The sequence below is a fragment of the Neorhizobium petrolearium genome (assembly GCF_029854435.1).
GTDB lineage: Bacteria > Pseudomonadota > Alphaproteobacteria > Rhizobiales > Rhizobiaceae > Neorhizobium > Neorhizobium petrolearium.
In genome coordinates this window covers 716,930-732,453 of the sequence record NZ_CP123001.1, presented here as the reverse complement: position 1 = coordinate 732,453, position 15,524 = coordinate 716,930, and the positions used below count along the sequence as shown (strand labels likewise).

Below are 15,524 nucleotides of genomic sequence, written 5' to 3'. Positions count from 1 at the left end.
ACACGGTCAGACAATCAGGTCCTCCCGGAACTCTCTGCCACGACCACGGCACGACGTCCGGCCGAACACGATCTCGCCCATATCCAATTCCCCTTGCCTTTTCGGCTTTGCAGGCAAAGTTATTCCCATTCCGCTATTTGTCAAACCTATATTTAAAAAGCAGTAGCCTTTTCGACTGCGTCGTGGCATCACTAGAAACTGGAGAGGCAACCAGAACGCGGGGGAAGGCCAACGTGATCCTCAAATATGACGAGGTTGTGCGCACGGGCATTGCCAAACAGGTGGCCGACAATATCCGCTCCGCGATCCTGGACGGGCGCCTGAAAGTGGACGAACGCCTGCCGACCGAAGAAGAGCTTGCGAAGAGCTTCGGCATCTCACGCCCAACCGTCCGCGAGGCCCTGAAACGTCTCGCCGCCCAGAACCTCATTCATTCCAAGCGCGGTCCGGCCGGCGGCAATTTCGTCAAGCGCCCCGACCCGGAGGGCTTGTCCAAGGCGATCACCGGTGCGGCGACCCTGCTCGTCGGCATCGGCGCCTTCGACATCGAAGAGATCATCACCGCACGCCTGGAGACGGAGACCGTGTGCTGCCGGCTCGCCACCGAAAACCGCAGCGATGCCGATCTTGCCGCCATGGAGGCCGAGATCGCGATCCAGCAGGACGAGACGATCAGCGACGAGGATTTCTGCGCCTCCGATGTACGCTTTCACAGGGCACTGGTGGAATCGACCGGCAACGGCCCTCTGAAGCTGATGATGTACACCGTCATCGAAGCCTTCATCCCGATCACCAACATGATCGTCTTCCGCGTGCGTGAACGCCGTCATGTCGCCTCGCTGCATCAGGAAATCCTCGATGCAGTGCGCAAGCGTGAAGACGTCAAGGCTGCGGACGCGCTCGCTCGCCTGCTCGCCTATGTGCGCGAAAGTTATGCCGCCGTCCTTGAAGCGCGTGCCAAACGCGAGGGCGCGCAGGCCTCTGCCTGATCCGAACTACCCAACACCGGAGAGATGCCATGACCGAGACGTTCAGAGCGATGGTGATAGATGCCGTCGACGGCAAGCCGAAAGGCGCTTTCAGGGATATCTCCGTCGCCGATCTTCCGGATCATGACGTGCTCGTCGAGATCGCCTGTTCGACGCTGAACTACAAGGACGGGCTTGCCATTACGGGCAAGGGCCGCATCGCGCGCCGCATGCCGATGATGGGCGGCGTAGACCTCTCCGGCACCGTCCTCGAATCCCGCTCGCCCGAGTGGAAGCCGGGCGACAAGGTGGTATTGAATGGCTGGGGCCTTTCCGAGACGGAATGGGGCGCCTATGGCCGTTACCAGCGAGTCAAGCCGGAATGGCTGATCCCTCTGCCTGATGCTTTCTCGATGGAACAGGCGATGGCGATCGGCACTGCGGGATACACGTCGGCGCTGTGTGTCGACGCGCTCGAAAAATGGGGCACGATCAAGCCCGGCGAAGGTGAGGTCCTGGTGACGGGCGCTGCCGGCGGGGTCGGCTCGGTAGCGATCGCGCTACTCGCCGCGCGCGGCTACAACGTCACGGCCTCGACGGGCAGGCCGGAAACTCATGATTATCTCGCCTCGCTCGGCGCCACGAACTTCGTCGATCGCGCAACGCTCGCCGAAAAGGGCGGCCCGTTGCAGAAGGAGCGCTGGACCGGCGGCGTCGATAGTGTTGGCTCCACCACGCTCGTCAACGCGCTAGCACAGACCGTCCGCGGCGGCGCGATCGCCGCCTGCGGTCTTGCCGGCGGTGCCGACCTGCCCGGCACCGTATTGCCGCATATCCTGCGCGCCGTCACTCTGATCGGTGTCGATTCCGTCTTCGCCACCCGCGAGCAGCGGATGTCCGCCTGGGCGCGGCTCGCCCGCGACCTGGACAAGGCGAAGCTCGGCAGCATGACGACCGTCGAGCCCATGTCCAACCTGCCGCGGCTCGCCGAGGACATCGTCGCCGGCAGGATCCGCGGCCGGGTCGTGATCGACGTTATGGCTGTATGAGAGAAAGCAGCGATACCTGCTCTTCGAGGGTCATAGCGTCGATGAGATCTTCGACAATCCCGGCCATTTCGTCCATGTCCGTCACGCCGCCAATTCTCTCAGCACCAAGGCGCTATCGTGCTCCGGCACGTCACCAATCTCGGCCATCTTGGCATCGAGCTTGGCAAGCATGTGCCTGAAAATTGCCGCATAGGCTGGGTCGTCGGCAACATTGATCAGTTCGTGCGGGTCCTTCTCGCAGTCGAAAAGCTCCCATTCCGGCGGTGCACCATTGGGGCGCGCTCCAAGCTGACCGAGGTCGTCGTTGTACCAGTAGATCAGCTTATAGCGCTCGTCGCGCAAGCCATAATGCGCCCAGGCCTCGTGGATATCGTCATTATGCATCCAGTAGCGATGGTAGGTCAGTTGCTCCCAATCGCCGGGCGTGCTGCTTTCCAGCACCGGTCGCATCGAGCGACCCTGCATATAGCTGGGAATGGGAAGGCCTGCATAGTCGAGGAAGGTCGGGGCGAAATCCACATTGCAGGCGATGTCCTTGCTGGTCGAGCCGGGCTTGATGGCTGCCGGATACCGGGTCAGAAACGGCATCTGCAGCGATTCCTCATACATGAACCGCTTGTCGAACCAGCCATGCTCGCCGAGGAAAAAGCCCTGGTCGGACGTGTAGATGACGATGGTGTTCTCCGCCAGGCCCTTCGCATCGAGGTAATCGAGCAGGCGTCCCACATTTTCGTCGATGGACTGCACCGTGCGCAGATACCGTTTCATGTAACGCTGGTACTTGAATTCCGCGAATTTCTGCGGGTCGTTGAAGGTAAAGTTCTCGCCGGTTTCGGCACAGATGACGGTGATGGTTTCGCCGGGCTGCAAATCCGGCACCTTGCGCATCCAGGGAATGAAGTCGAGCATCAAGGGACCGACTTTGGAAGCCGGTCCGGGCGGTGTTACCAGCCCGAGGTCCTCATAGTTCATGTCCGAGCGAATGCGCATCTTGGCCGCGGCCGCCGCAGCCGCGCGGTTGGAATAATCGTCATTGAAGGTTTCGGGCAGCGGTATGTCTTCGCCGGCCCAGAGATGGTTGTATTTCGGATGCGGCTCGAAATTGCGGTGCGGCGCCTTGTGGTGGCACATGAGGAAGAAGGGTTGTCTCTCTGATTCCTCGATGAATTTGAGGCTGAGATCGGTGATGATGTCGGTGGCGTAGCCGGGAATGCGACGCTTGCCGTCCGGGAAGATGAACTTGGGGTCCCAGTAGTCCCCCTGCCCCGGTACGACGGCCCAATCGTCGAAACCGGTCGGATTATGTGCAGGCCCCTCACCCATATGCCACTTGCCGAACATGCCGGTGCGATAGCCGCCCCGCCGCAGGTGTTTGGCAACATTTGGCAAACGGTTGTCGATCTCCGTATGGAGCGTGGTGACGCAGTTCACATGGTTGTAGGTGCCTGTGAGGATGGCAGCACGGCTGGGCGTGCAGATGGAATTGGTGACATAGACCGCGTCGTGGCGCATGCCTTCCCTGGCCAGTCGGTCAAGGTTGGGCGTATGGTTCAGGCCGGCGCCGTAGGCCGAGATCGCGCGGGCGGCGTGATCGTCGCTCATGATGAAAATGATGTTGGGACGCATGTTGAACTCTTGGGATCTAGAGATAATCAAGCCGGGACCGCCGTCCGGAGCAAAGCCTCCAGCGCATCAAGGCGATCCTTGTCGAGATGAGGCACCATGCCGGCGATCTCGAGCAGCGTCTTGTCGTCGAAGATGGGCGGGACCTTACCGCCACGCAGGCCAGGAAGCGCGTCGGCAACGATCTCGCGCGTGCTGTCCTCCGCCAGCAGAACGTTGACGGGAACCGTCGCAATCAAGGCATCCGGAGCAAAATCCGCCACCGTCGGCGCCCGCCTCTGGCCCAGTTCGATCTGCGCCCATTGCCGTTCCACGAGAAGGTGGTCTTCCGTCACCGGGCCATCGGACGGCAGCCCCAGACGTTCGAACTGGCTGGACGGCGCCTCGTTGTCGCGCATGAGCCGGACGAGAAGGCGGGCCATGCGCAATTCCAGCGCCGGATCCCGTAGCGGCGTAGTCTGACCGGGGTCGGTTTCGAGGTCGTAGAGCAGCGTTCCGTAATCGGCCGGGCCGCGCATGGTCCAGCCGGGCATGCGCATCACGGGTGCGCCCTTGGTGAAGGAGAAGCCCGGCATCATCTCGGCCTCAACAAACTCGGACGGCTCGAAGCGCGACCGCATATGGGTGGGCATCAGCGTGTGTTCCATGAGCGGCGTGTTGGCCGGGTCGACACAGGCGCGCATATAGACATGGCGCCCGTCGGTGACGCTGACATGGCCGCCGAAATTGCCGAACAGTCCCGCCTCGCGCACCGGGCGGTCACTCGCGACCGTCTCTCGCAGAGGCCGACCAAGCATGTCCCTGGTCGGCTGGAGGCCGAAGAAATCGAGCAGCGTCGGCGCGATGTCGATGGTCTGGACCAGCGCCTGCCGCCGCTCGCCGGCGACGCCTGCGCGCGGATCCCAGACGAAGAAAGGGGTATGGATGGTTTCGTCATACCAGGGCATGACGGATTTGCCCCACCAGCCGCGTTCCCCCAGCATGTAGCCGTGGTCGGTGCAGACGATGAGCATCGTATCCTTCCACATGTCGTGCTCGTCCATGAGGTCGAGGACACGGCCGAGACTACGGTCGCACATGGAAAGAAGGGCGAGGTAACGACGGCGCGCATGATCCGCCGTGGCTTGGGACTCAGTCACCCGTGCATAGGGCGGCCAATCGAAATCAGTCGGGCTGTCGCCGGATTCGCCCTCGGGATAGAGGCGGTGATATTGCTCGTAGCTGAAGAAAGGCTCGTGCGGATCGAAGGTCTCGATCTGGAGCATCCAGCTGTCCGCCCCGGCATTGGTGTTGATGAATTCCAACCCCGCATCAAACGCCCGGGTCTGTGAATGGTCGGCCTCATCGGCCAGATAGGACCGGTTGATCCGGTCTTGGTTCCTCATGCGGTGGAAGATGTCGGTCAGCCGCCTGCGGTCATTTTCGGCGACCACGCCCTTCCACAGATCGCCTTCCTGGCCACGGAAGAATTCGTGGCTGGAATAACGGGTATGATAGGTCGCGCCGCCGTCTTCCCAGTAATGCTGATGGTCGGTGACGAGGTGGGTATAGACGCCGTTCTTGGCGAGGATTTCCGGCATGGAATCGTCGAAGGGCTCGATCGGCCCCCAGGAACGGTGCAGGAAGTTATGCCGCCCGGTATGCAGTTCCCGCCGTGCCGGCATGCAAGGCATGGAGCCGGCGTAGCAGCGATCGAAGGTGGCCGTGTGCGCCGCCAGCCGGACGAAATTGGGGGCATGGGTTTGCGTATCGCCATAAGGCGGCAGCATGCGCCGGTTAAGGCTGTCGAACATGACGATGATGGCGCGCATGAATCAGGCTCCCATGGCCAGAGCGCGGAACGCGGCACGTCGTTCGGCCTGACGGACGGGATCCGCAACGGGAGCGGCCAGCAGGAGCCGCCTGGTATAATTATGCTGCGGATTGGCAGTGACCTGATCGCAGTCGCCGAATTCGACGATCTCACCGCCCCGCATCACCGCGACGCGATGGGAAATGTGACGGACGACCGCGAGGTCATGGCTGACAAAGAGATAGGCGACGCCGGTACGCTCCTGGATCTCGATGAAGAGATCGAGGACGCGCGCCTGCGTGGAGAGATCGAGCGCAGACACCGGCTCGTCGCAGACGATGAGATGCGGCGAGAGCGCCAAGGCCCGGGCTATGGCGATGCGCTGCCGCTGCCCGCCGGAAAATTCGCGCGGATAGCGGAAAGCGGCATCGCTCGGCAACGCCACCTGGTCGAGTAGGGTGCGGACCTTGGCGGTGGCCTCGGCCTTGCCGGCCTGCCCGCGCGCGATGATCGGCTCGGTCAAGATGTCCTCGATGGTCATCGAGGGATTGAGCGAGGTATAGGGATCCTGGAATACCGCCTGGATGGCAGCGGCATTGCCCTTGCGGTCGCGCGGCGGCACGCCGGCAATATCCTGCCGATCGAACAGGATGCGCCCCGAACTGACCGGACCGATGCCGAGAATGGCGCGGCCCAAGGTGGTCTTGCCGGACCCGCTTTCGCCAACCAGTCCCACCGTTTCACCGGCACGCACAGTCAGATTGACGTTCTTGAGGACATGAAGCGCGCCAAAATGGGTGTTCACATCGATGCATTCGACGATGACGTCGTCAGTCATGCCGCAACTCCCCTGCCGGAACGAGGCTGGTAGACACGCGGCGTCACGTCGTCGAGGACGGCGCCGAGCAACATTTTGGTGTAGTCGTGCTGAGGTGCTGCGAAGAGCCGCCGGACATCGTTGGTTTCCACGACCCTGCCGTCTTTCATCACCGAGACGCGATGGCAGATGTCGGCCACGACCCCGAAATTGTGGGTGACCAGGATCACCGACATGTCCATCTCCGCCTGGAGATCGCGCAGCAGGTCCAGCACTTCCGCCTGCACCGTGACGTCCAGGGCCGTGGTCGGTTCGTCGGCGATGAGCAGGTCCGGATTGCAGGAGATGGCGCGGGCGATGAGCACACGTTGCGCCATGCCGCCTGAGATCTGGTGCGGATAGGCGTTAAAGGTGCGCAAAGGGTTGGGCATGCCGACGCGCGCCAGCAGCTTGAGCGCTCTTTCCCTGGCTTCGGCTCTGGAAATACCGAGCACCGTGACCATGGGTTCGGTCAGCTGATAGCCGATCCGGAAGGCCGGATCGAGATTGCTCATCGGTTCCTGAGGCACGTAGGCGATGCGCTTGCCGCGCAGCTTGCGCATCTCCTCTTCGGGCAGGTTCGCGATGTCGCGGCCATCGAACCAGATCGAGCCGGAGAGGATGCGGCCACCGGTGGAAAGCAATCCCAGCACAGCAAAAGCCGTCTGTGTCTTGCCCGAGCCGCTTTCCCCAACCAGGCCAAGCACTTCGCCGCGCCGCAGCGTCAGCGACACGCCCTTGACGACTTCCGTCCAGCCGGACTTGTCGGGATAGCCGACGACCAGATCGCGCACGTCGAGCAGCGCATCCTTATCGGTCGGTGCGGCTCCGGCTGCCGGTTTGGCAATTGCTTCCGGCAGACCGGCAATGGCCGCAGGCCGGTTGCCCTGCTGCAGCCGGTCGCGGATGGCATTGGCAAGGAGCACAAGCGAGGCCACGGTCACCGAAATGGCGAGACCCGGCCATAAGATCGCGGTCGGCACCACGAACATGTTGGCGAATGCGTCCTGCAGCATGCCGCCCCAGGTCGGAATGGACGTATCGCCCAAACCGAGGAATTGCAGACCCGACTGGATGACGATCGAGATGCCTGCGACGACCGAAACCTGAATGATGACCGGCGCGCGAATGACCAGAAGGATGTGCCGGACGATGATGCGCAGGTCCGAGAGGCCCGAAACGCGCGCCGCATCGACATAGAGCTCGTGCTTGACGCCATTCACCAGATTTCGTGTCAATCGATAGAAGCCCGGCGCCAGCATGACGCCGAAGACCAGCATGGAAATCTCGATGGACGAGCCGAGCGATTGATAGAAGGCGAGCAGGACGATGAGCGCCGGAAGGGACATGAGGCCGTCCGAGATCCAGCTCATGACGACCTCGCGCCGCCCACCGAAATAGCCGGCGAACAGGCCGGCCGTCACGCCCACGAAGGCCGCCACTGTGACCGCGATGAGCGCGCCTATCAGGGTATTGCGTGCCCCATAGACGAGACGGCTGAAGATATCGCGCCCCGATCCGTCGCCCCCCAGGAGATAGCCGTCTCCCGGCGCCGCGTTGACCTTGAAGATCTGCAGGTCGTCGGGCGCGAAAGGCGCGATCAGCGGTGCGAAGATGGCGGTGATAACGACGATGGACAGAAGGATCGTCGCGACGAGCCCGAGCGGATTGATCAGCACTGAGCGCAACAGGCCGGCGCGGGCGGCGAGCGGCGCCGGGGATTGTTGTTGAGTTGCAGACGTCATCAGAGCCTCACCTTCGGATTGACCCAGGCATTGGCGAGGTCGATGGCGATGTTTACGAACACAACGAGAATGATCATGGTGACCACCACGCCCATCAGCACCGGAACATCCCCGGAAAGCGCTGCCTGGACTGTGACGGACCCGAGGCCCGGAATGGCGAAGACCCGTTCGATGATGGCCGCGCCGCCCAGAAGGGCGATGAACTGAACGGAGAGCACGGTGAGTGCCGCCGGCATGGCGTTACGCAGCGCATGGCGGAACAGCACCGATGACGGCCTGATGCCGCCGGCCCTCAGGGTGCGGACATAATCCTGGCGCAGCGCATCGATCATGGCGCCTCGCACCTGCTGGGAAGCAGAGGCGATGCCGGAAAGCACCAGCGCCGCAACAGGCAGAGTGAGTGCTGCGGCCCAGCCGATGGGAGACGTCGAAAAATCCACATAGCCCGTCGCTGGAAACCAGCGGAGATTGAGCGCGAAAACCACGACCAGGATGAGACCGAGCCAGAAATTCGGCAGCGAGAAGCCGATGACACTGAGAACCTGGATCACCCGATCTGCCCAGCCGCCTTTCACGGCAGCGGTAATGCCGAGAAGTGAGGAGATGATGCCAATCGTGATGACGGCCACGGTCACCATGGACAAGGTCACCGTCAGCCGCCCCGAGACGATCCGGGAGACGCTCTCTCCCATTGTCCAGGACTGGCCCAGATCGCCCTGGACGGCATTGGCTACCCAGTCGCCGTACTGCTCGTAAAGCGGCCGGTCGATCCCGAGCTTAGCCTCAAGTGCGGCGATCTGTGCGTCGGTGGCGTTCTCCCCCAGGATGTTCTGGGCCACATTGTCGGCTCCACCGAACACCATCACGAACGTCAGCGTCGTCACCAGCACAAGAAGAACAAGACTCGAGAGGATGCGCTTTGAGACATACTTCAGCATTGCGATCAGCTCCCTTTCCGGGAGCGGTGCACCGCCCGTCCGGGCGGATGCTGCATTCGAGCGAATCTCATTGTCTGTCTCCTCCTCACATTCCTGCCCTGCGAATTTCTTATCGGGCGTCTTTTGCAGGAATTGATAACAGTTGAACCGATGCATCGATAATGCAAAAAGCATCAGCAGTGATAACGCAGGCGCATATCCTTCATGCTCGACCAGATCACCCATCTCTTCCGTCTTCGCACGATCCTTCAGGAAGGCAGCCTTCGGCGCGCCTCGGAAAAGCTGAACATCACCCAGCCGGCGCTTTCCCGCTCGCTCGCGCAGCTGGAGAGCTATTTTGGGCAGCGGCTCGTGGAGCGGCATGCACGTGGGGTGAAGGCGACAGCTTTCGGCGAGCGGGTTTTGTCCGTTTCCAGCCGTATCGAGCGCTACTGGGAAATCGCCGAGCACGAATTGCGCGCGGAAGCGATGGACGAAAAGGGCGTGATGCGGATAGGTGGCGGACCGGTGTGGCGCTCAGGCGTTCTGTCGGGCGTGCTCAGCCAGTTGCAGAAGCGCTTCCCCCGTCTTCTGATCGAATTCACGACCCTGACCTTCGGCAAGACGCTACAGGATCTGCATGAGGGGCGGCTGGATGTCGCCTTCGGCGGCGTCTTCAATGACGGGGGAACCAGCCAGCGCTTCGCCCGCATCAAGCTCACGGAAGTATCCAATCATGTCATGGCGCGGGAGGATCATCCCCTATTCGCCACGCGTCGGGAAGATGACGGCATTGCGGCTTCTGATCTTCTTGAGTACCCGTGGATTGTCTATTCCGAGCTGCCAGCCTACCGCGAGATCACGCAGCATACGATAGCGGAACATCTCGGCGGTTCGCCGGATATCCGCTTTGTGTGCCAGAACCTGCTTTCGGTGCTTACGATCCTGCAGCAAAGCGATTGCCTTTGCGTGCTTCCGGAATTGTCGGTGCATGCCGTTGCCGCGCCGCGCATCGTTCCCGTTCCCTTGCTCTTGAAACGGAACACGGCCGAGATCGGCATGATCTTCCGCACAGAGCTGCAGGATTGGGAGCCGATGAAAGCACTGGTCGAGCTGTGCAGAACCAGATTTGGCCTCGATAACGAGGTATGACACGGAATGTTCGCTGCCGCCGCTAGACGAAAATGGGCAGCCGCTGCCGACTGCCCACTATCGAAGGCGTATTTGCCTGGGAAGGTCGTCTATTCCGCCTTCGAGAAATCGCGTATGTGGGGCACAGCGTTGGTGGGATGCAACTTCACGGCAGTCTGCTTGTTCGTCAGATAAATGGTGTCGCGCCGATACCACGGGGCAAAGAAGGCGTTTTCCACCATATAGCGGTTGAGATCCCGGTAGCCCTTGATCTGCTCGTCGCCGATCGCGTGCTGCGTCGCATCGAGCATCTTGAGGAACTGCGGATCGGCAACTTTGGACGTATTCCAGGCGGAATGCGGATAGCCGAATTTCTGGTACTCCGCCCAGGTCCCCTGATAGCCGAACTGGAAAACGTAAGCTGGAAAACGGCCGGACCGCAGCTCGGGGATGGTTGCGTTGGGAGCAATCTTCTCCCATTGCACCGTTATGCCGATATCCTTGAGCTGTTTTTCGACGATGGGATTGAAACTCGCGAAACTGGCAAGCTCCGGCAAAACCAGGGTGAAGCCCTTGCCGTATCCGGCTTCTTCGAGGAGGGCGCGGGCGGCCTTCGGATCGAATGAATAGACCTTGTCGAGTTCCGGGACATAGGCGCTGCTGCCGGTAGGAAAAATCTGATCGCTCAGGCGACCGAAGCCCAGTTCGACGAATTTGAGGATCGAGGCCTTGTCGAAGGCCATGTTGAGCGCCTTGCGGACGCGCACGTCGGCAAGCGCCGGCGTAATCTTGCCTTCGCGGTCGGCAATGATGAAGCCCAGCCAGTTGACGTCGTTGCGCTGCACGACGAGACCGTTGGCCTCGGCATCCGCGACCGTGCGCGCTTCTCCCAAGCCCGCGTCGACCTGACCCGACTTGAGGGCATTGAGACGCGCAACCTGATCGTTGATCGGCGTGATGGTGACGCGCTCGAAGGGGAACGCGCCCTTGTTCCAATAATTCGAATTGCGGTTATAGACATATTGGCGGCCGGGGACGGAAGCCGAGACATCGTAGATGTAAGGACCTGAACCGATCGGGTTGTTCGCAAAGTCCTTGGAGCCGAGAGTGGCTGGTGAGGCAATCGCGCCGCCGACCACAGTCAGATTGTCGATCAAGCTGGGATCGGGCTCGCTGAGATGCAGGCGCACTTCGGTCGGCGAAACCACTTCCACCTCGGAGATCAATGCGGCCATGAAGCCGTTCTGGCCGGCACCCTTCTTGAGATAGTCGAGATTGGCCTTGACCGCGTTGCCGTCGAAAGGCGTTCCATCCGTAAAGCTCACCCCTTCGCGCAGCGTGAGCGTCAACACGCTGTGGTCGTCATTATAGGACCAGGCGGTAGCGAGGTTAGGCACGACCTTGCCATCGGGCTGCATGACCAGAAGCGTGTCGAGCACGGGCTGCCAGAACTGCATCTGATTGGCGATCATCAGCTGCGCGCGATCGAAGCTGTTATTGTCCAGTATGGCTGCGATGGCCAGCGTCTGGTCGTCGTTTGCGACCTGCGCCATGACCGACGGTGCCGATGCAACCGAACCCATTGCCGCGACAGCCGCCGCGAACACGATGTTACGCATTTTTCCTCCCTTGGCGTCCTGCTCGGTTGCGACCTCCATCAGCCTCGCGACCGGCTTTCCCATCTTCGCTTACCATCCGGCAGGATTAACGAGAAATGCAAAGAACAGCTTGAGTGATAGATCAAACTCATATGTCGCTTTGCCGCGGCTTATGCATTGCGCTTATCGCTCGCGGGTGTTTTGTCAGTCCTCTCCACGCTTTGGCGATGATATCGAGATAGCCATAGACAAGCGGGAGGAAGAGGCATGGGCGATCGGCCGAACATATTGTGTATCGTGAGCGAAGACTGCCCGCCCCGGCTTGGTGCCTATGGCGACACGCTGGCACACACGCCCAATCTTGACCGGCTGGCAAGCGACGGGGTCGTCTATGAAACGGCCAACTGCACCTCGCCGGTCTGCGCACCTTCGCGCTTTGCCATTCTGACCGGTCGCTACGCTGAAAGCTGCCCCAGAGCACAGCATATGCAGGCGCTGGCCCACCTCCCGAACGAGTTCCTGACCTACCCTGCCGAGATGCGGAAGGCCGGCTATTATTGCACCAACAACGCCAAGACCCACTATAACTGCGATGTCGATCCGGCGGAAATCTGGGACGAATCCAGCAGGTCAGCTCATTGGCGCAACCGTCCCGACGACAAGCCCTTCCTCGCCGTCTTCAACTGCATGACGACGCATGAATCCTGCACCTTCAAGGAGCAGCCCGGCACCGTACGCCCCGAGGATGTCACCCTGCCATCCTATCTGCCCGACACGCCCGGCATGCGGCAGAGCCTGGCGCGGCAGTATAATGCCATTGCGCGCATGGATGCCGAACTGGGCCAGCATCTGGCCGACCTGGAGGCCGATGGCCTCGCCGACGACACCATCGTCTTCTATTTCTCGGACCACGGCTCGGCGCTGCCGCGCTCCAAGCGCTATCTTTATGACGAGGGATTGCGCGTACCCCTGATCATCCGGGTCCCGCCCAGATGGCGCCACCTCATGCCGCATGTCGCCGGAACGCATGTCAGTGCCCCGGTATCGCTCGTGGACCTCTTCCCGAGCTTCCTTGTCATTGCCGGCCTCGATAGTCCGCAAGGACTGCACGGCACGCCGCTGCTGGGGCCGCAGGCCGTGCCGCGCCAATATGTCTTCGGTGGCCGCGACCGGATGGGCGAACGTTACGATCTCAGCCGCACGGTCCGTTCGGAGCAGTACCGCCATATCCGCAATTACATGCCGCACCGCATGCTCGGGCAATATGTCGCCTTCGAGTGGCTCGGCGTGCATTATCAGGACTATGAGGCGGTGCATCTGGGCGGCATGCTCAACCCTGCGCAAGAACAGTTCTGGCGCCAGAAGCCGGCGGAAGAGTTCTACGACCTTCAATGCGATCCCGACGCCACGGTCAACCTGATCGACGATGCGGCATACGAGAACCTGATCGATGAACATCGCGCGGCGCTGGACGAGCATATGCTCGCAATACGCGATACCGGCTTCATTCCCGAGCACAGCCCGGTGGAAACCTGGGAAGCGAGCCGGAACGAAACGCTCTACCCGCTCCCGGAGATCATGGACCTTGCGCTTGCCGCCGCTGCCCGAAATGGGAAGAATGCGCCGACCCTTTTGAGCAGGCTGTCTCACCCCTCACCGGTCATGCGCCATTGGGCCGCCAAGGGGCTGCTCATGCTTTCTTCCTCGGGGCAGTCTCTATCCGAAGGCCTTGCGGCCGCCTATGCGAAGGAACCGGCCCCACAGGTCCGCATTCCGCTGGCCGAAGCGCTCGGTCATGCAGGGGACGCCCGTCATTGGGTGAGCGAAATAACGCGGATTCTCCGCACGGAACCAGACCCGCGCATCAAGCTGCAGGCCCTCGACGCGTTGACCTGGTTGCCGCCATTCCCCGACATCTCGCTCGCCGACGTGCGTGCGCTGCATGATGACGAGGATACCTATCTGCGCCAATCCTCCGATTATCTGGCCCAGCGGCTGGACGGCACCTATAGGCCGACCAACACGATCTTCGACTGCAGCAAGCTCGATGCCGAGGGGCAGATGGGCAAGCAGAAGGCCGGCACGACCCGGCAATAGTCGCAATGAAGTCCTGTAAGATGCGTTGCTTTTCGTATGATTGGATATAGCCATGACGCTCACCTTGGATCACCTGACGAAAGCCCCCTTCAATCTCGATCGCGAAGCGCTTGCCTGGGTGGAACGCACGTTTCAGGCCCTCGATGAAACGTCCCGTGCCGCACAGCTTTTCAACCTGAACTCCAAGGGCGATGACCGTCAGACGGAAATCGCCCGCCTTCGGCACCTGAAGCCGGGCGGCATCACCCGCTTCTTCGGCTCTGACGGCAAGGCGGAACGCGAGCATATGGCCGCCATTCAGGCGGAGGCCGATATCCCGCTTCTGGTATCCGCCGATCTCGAAGGCTCCCGCATGAGCCTCTCCTTCGGAACGCCCGTTCCCAATCCGCTCGCACTCGCCGCGGTGGACGATGTACCGCTCACCGAAGCGATCTCCGACCTCATGGCGCGCGAAGCCCGCTCCGTGGGTATCAACTGGTCCTTCACCCCGGTCCTCGACATCAATGCGGCCTTCCGCAGCCCGATCGTCGCGACCCGCGGATACGGCTCCGACCCGGCACTCATCGAGCGCCACGCGCTGGCGCAGATGCGTGTTTTTCAACGGCTTGGCCTTGCCGCAACAGTCAAGCACTGGCCGGGCGAAGGATATGACGAGCGCGACCAGCATCTCGTCACGACGATCAATCCGCTGTCGATGGAAGACTGGCGCGCAACCTTCGGAACGCTCTACAAGGCTGCCATCGACCAAGGCGTGAAGTCTGTCATGTCGGCCCACATCGCATTGCCGGCTTATATCCTCGAACGCGATCCCGACGCCGGAGAAGAAGCCTATCTGCCGGCTTCGATTTCGGCGGCGCTCAATCTCGACCTGCTTCGCGGCGAACTTGGCTTCAACGGCCTCATCGTCTCGGATGCGAGCGAGATGGCGGGCTTGTCAGGCGTCATGCCGCCATGTGAGGCCAAGATCGAGATCATCGCGGGGGGCTGCGACATGGTGCTCTTTTCCTCCGATCCGGAAACGGAAATCGCCGCCGTGCGCGACGCCGTCCATTCCGGACGCATCACCGCCGAGCGCTTTGCCAACGCGGTGACCCGGGTCCTGGCGCTCAAGGCCTCGCTCGGGCTACACCGAAGCGTCGAGATACCGCCCCATGTCGGCGACGCGGCCGCGCAAAAACTGGCGGAAGACGCTTTCGCCCGCGCCCCGACACTGGTGAAGGACCGCACCGGCACCCTGCCGCTGGACCTCGCGAAACACCGGCGCATCCTCGTGGTATCCGGCGGGATCGTCGAACCGATGCAGAACGCCCGGCTGGACTTCAAGCTGCCGGAGATGCTGGCAAGCGAGGGGTTCGAGGTCACCCTCCATCGGTACGGCACACCCCTCGATGCGGAAGGGCAGGATCTTGTGCTCTATCTCTTCGGCGAGGAGACGCTTCTGACGCGCGGGCGCATCTTCCTCGACTGGCTTTCGCTCCACGGCGATTTCCGGGCGGCCATGAAGCGGCCCTGGACACGGCTGCCGACGGTGATGATCTCCTTCGGCTTCCCCTACTACCTCTACGACGCCCCAAGGGTGCCGACCTATATCAACGCCTACTCGACCCACGAGGCGATGCAGAAGGCCGTGCTTGAGGCGCTCATGGGCAGGCGCCCGTGGAACCGGAAGAATCCCATCGATCCCTTTTCTGGCGCTCCGGATGCCAGGTTCTAGGCGGGTGCGACCGCCCGGCGGGATTGCCGCGATA

Annotated in this window: 11 protein-coding genes; 5 read left to right on the top strand and 6 right to left on the bottom strand. The window is 61.8% G+C overall.

Going from position 1 to position 15,524, the window contains the following annotated elements; translation table 11 throughout:
• Positions 1-233 precede the first annotated feature (233 nt).
• Both QEO92_RS30295 and QEO92_RS30290 read left to right on the top strand, forming a co-directional pair.
• On the top strand, positions 234-989 hold the full coding sequence (locus tag QEO92_RS30295) for a FadR/GntR family transcriptional regulator (RefSeq protein WP_227705768.1): 756 nt from the start codon (positions 234-236) through the stop codon (positions 987-989).
• A 29-nt stretch (positions 990-1,018) separates the two neighbouring features.
• Complete coding sequence (locus QEO92_RS30290) at positions 1,019-2,017, top strand: MDR family oxidoreductase (protein WP_280107540.1); 999 nt, start codon at positions 1,019-1,021, stop codon at positions 2,015-2,017.
• 81 nt (positions 2,018-2,098) lie between these two features.
• Here QEO92_RS30290 and QEO92_RS30285 read toward each other — a convergent pair whose 3' ends face one another.
• From QEO92_RS30285 to QEO92_RS30265, 5 genes are read right to left on the bottom strand one after another with little or no spacing between them, the layout of a single operon-like run.
• Positions 2,099-3,643, bottom strand: a complete 1,545-nt coding sequence (locus QEO92_RS30285; protein ID WP_227705767.1) for a sulfatase family protein — start codon at positions 3,641-3,643, stop codon at positions 2,099-2,101.
• A gap of 26 nt (positions 3,644-3,669) precedes the next feature.
• Complete coding sequence (locus QEO92_RS30280) at positions 3,670-5,451, bottom strand: sulfatase (protein WP_227705766.1); 1,782 nt, start codon at positions 5,449-5,451, stop codon at positions 3,670-3,672.
• A gap of 3 nt (positions 5,452-5,454) precedes the next feature.
• Positions 5,455-6,270, bottom strand: coding sequence for an ATP-binding cassette domain-containing protein (locus tag QEO92_RS30275; RefSeq protein ID WP_227705765.1), 816 nt, complete (start codon positions 6,268-6,270; stop codon positions 5,455-5,457).
• Positions 6,267-8,033, bottom strand: a complete 1,767-nt coding sequence (locus QEO92_RS30270; protein ID WP_227705764.1) for a dipeptide/oligopeptide/nickel ABC transporter permease/ATP-binding protein — start codon at positions 8,031-8,033, stop codon at positions 6,267-6,269. Before QEO92_RS30270 ends, QEO92_RS30275 begins: the two co-directional genes overlap by 4 nt.
• The gene (locus QEO92_RS30265) at positions 8,033-8,971 is read right to left on the bottom strand and encodes an ABC transporter permease (RefSeq protein ID WP_037146006.1); all 939 of its coding nucleotides are present in this window, start codon (positions 8,969-8,971) and stop codon (positions 8,033-8,035) included. Before QEO92_RS30265 ends, QEO92_RS30270 begins: the two co-directional genes overlap by 1 nt.
• Positions 8,972-9,175: 204 nt before the next feature.
• Here QEO92_RS30265 and QEO92_RS30260 point away from each other — a divergent pair, with 204 nt between their 5' ends.
• The gene (locus QEO92_RS30260) at positions 9,176-10,102 is read left to right on the top strand and encodes a LysR family transcriptional regulator (RefSeq protein WP_037145384.1); all 927 of its coding nucleotides are present in this window, start codon (positions 9,176-9,178) and stop codon (positions 10,100-10,102) included.
• Between the two features lie 89 nt (positions 10,103-10,191).
• Here QEO92_RS30260 and QEO92_RS30255 read toward each other — a convergent pair whose 3' ends face one another.
• On the bottom strand, positions 10,192-11,763 hold the full coding sequence (locus QEO92_RS30255) for an ABC transporter substrate-binding protein (protein ID WP_227705763.1): 1,572 nt from the start codon (positions 11,761-11,763) through the stop codon (positions 10,192-10,194).
• Positions 11,764-11,946: 183 nt separating this feature from the next.
• On the opposite strand from QEO92_RS30255, the gene QEO92_RS30250 reads away from it, so the two are divergent.
• Positions 11,947-13,776, top strand: coding sequence for a sulfatase-like hydrolase/transferase (locus tag QEO92_RS30250; protein WP_227705762.1), 1,830 nt, complete (start codon positions 11,947-11,949; stop codon positions 13,774-13,776).
• A gap of 52 nt (positions 13,777-13,828) precedes the next feature.
• Positions 13,829-15,490 (top strand): glycoside hydrolase family 3 protein, encoded by a 1,662-nt coding sequence (locus QEO92_RS30245; protein WP_227705761.1) that lies wholly within the window; start codon positions 13,829-13,831, stop codon positions 15,488-15,490.
• Positions 15,491-15,524: the final 34 nt, after the last annotated feature.

Coding starts and splice junctions, on each gene's coding strand:
- QEO92_RS30290 (WP_280107540.1), top strand. CDS start 1,019: ATGACCGAGACGTTCAGAGCGATGGTGATAGATGCCGTCGACGGCAAG.
- QEO92_RS30285 (WP_227705767.1), bottom strand. CDS start 3,643: ATGCGTCCCAACATCATTTTCATCATGAGCGACGATCACGCCGCCCGC.
- QEO92_RS30280 (WP_227705766.1), bottom strand. CDS start 5,451: ATGCGCGCCATCATCGTCATGTTCGACAGCCTTAACCGGCGCATGCTG.
- QEO92_RS30275 (WP_227705765.1), bottom strand. CDS start 6,270: ATGACTGACGACGTCATCGTCGAATGCATCGATGTGAACACCCATTTT.
- QEO92_RS30270 (WP_227705764.1), bottom strand. CDS start 8,033: ATGACGTCTGCAACTCAACAACAATCCCCGGCGCCGCTCGCCGCCCGC.
- QEO92_RS30265 (WP_037146006.1), bottom strand. CDS start 8,971: ATGCTGAAGTATGTCTCAAAGCGCATCCTCTCGAGTCTTGTTCTTCTT.
- QEO92_RS30260 (WP_037145384.1), top strand. CDS start 9,176: ATGCTCGACCAGATCACCCATCTCTTCCGTCTTCGCACGATCCTTCAG.
- QEO92_RS30255 (WP_227705763.1), bottom strand. CDS start 11,763: ATGGGAAAGCCGGTCGCGAGGCTGATGGAGGTCGCAACCGAGCAGGAC.
- QEO92_RS30250 (WP_227705762.1), top strand. CDS start 11,947: ATGGGCGATCGGCCGAACATATTGTGTATCGTGAGCGAAGACTGCCCG.
- QEO92_RS30245 (WP_227705761.1), top strand. CDS start 13,829: ATGACGCTCACCTTGGATCACCTGACGAAAGCCCCCTTCAATCTCGAT.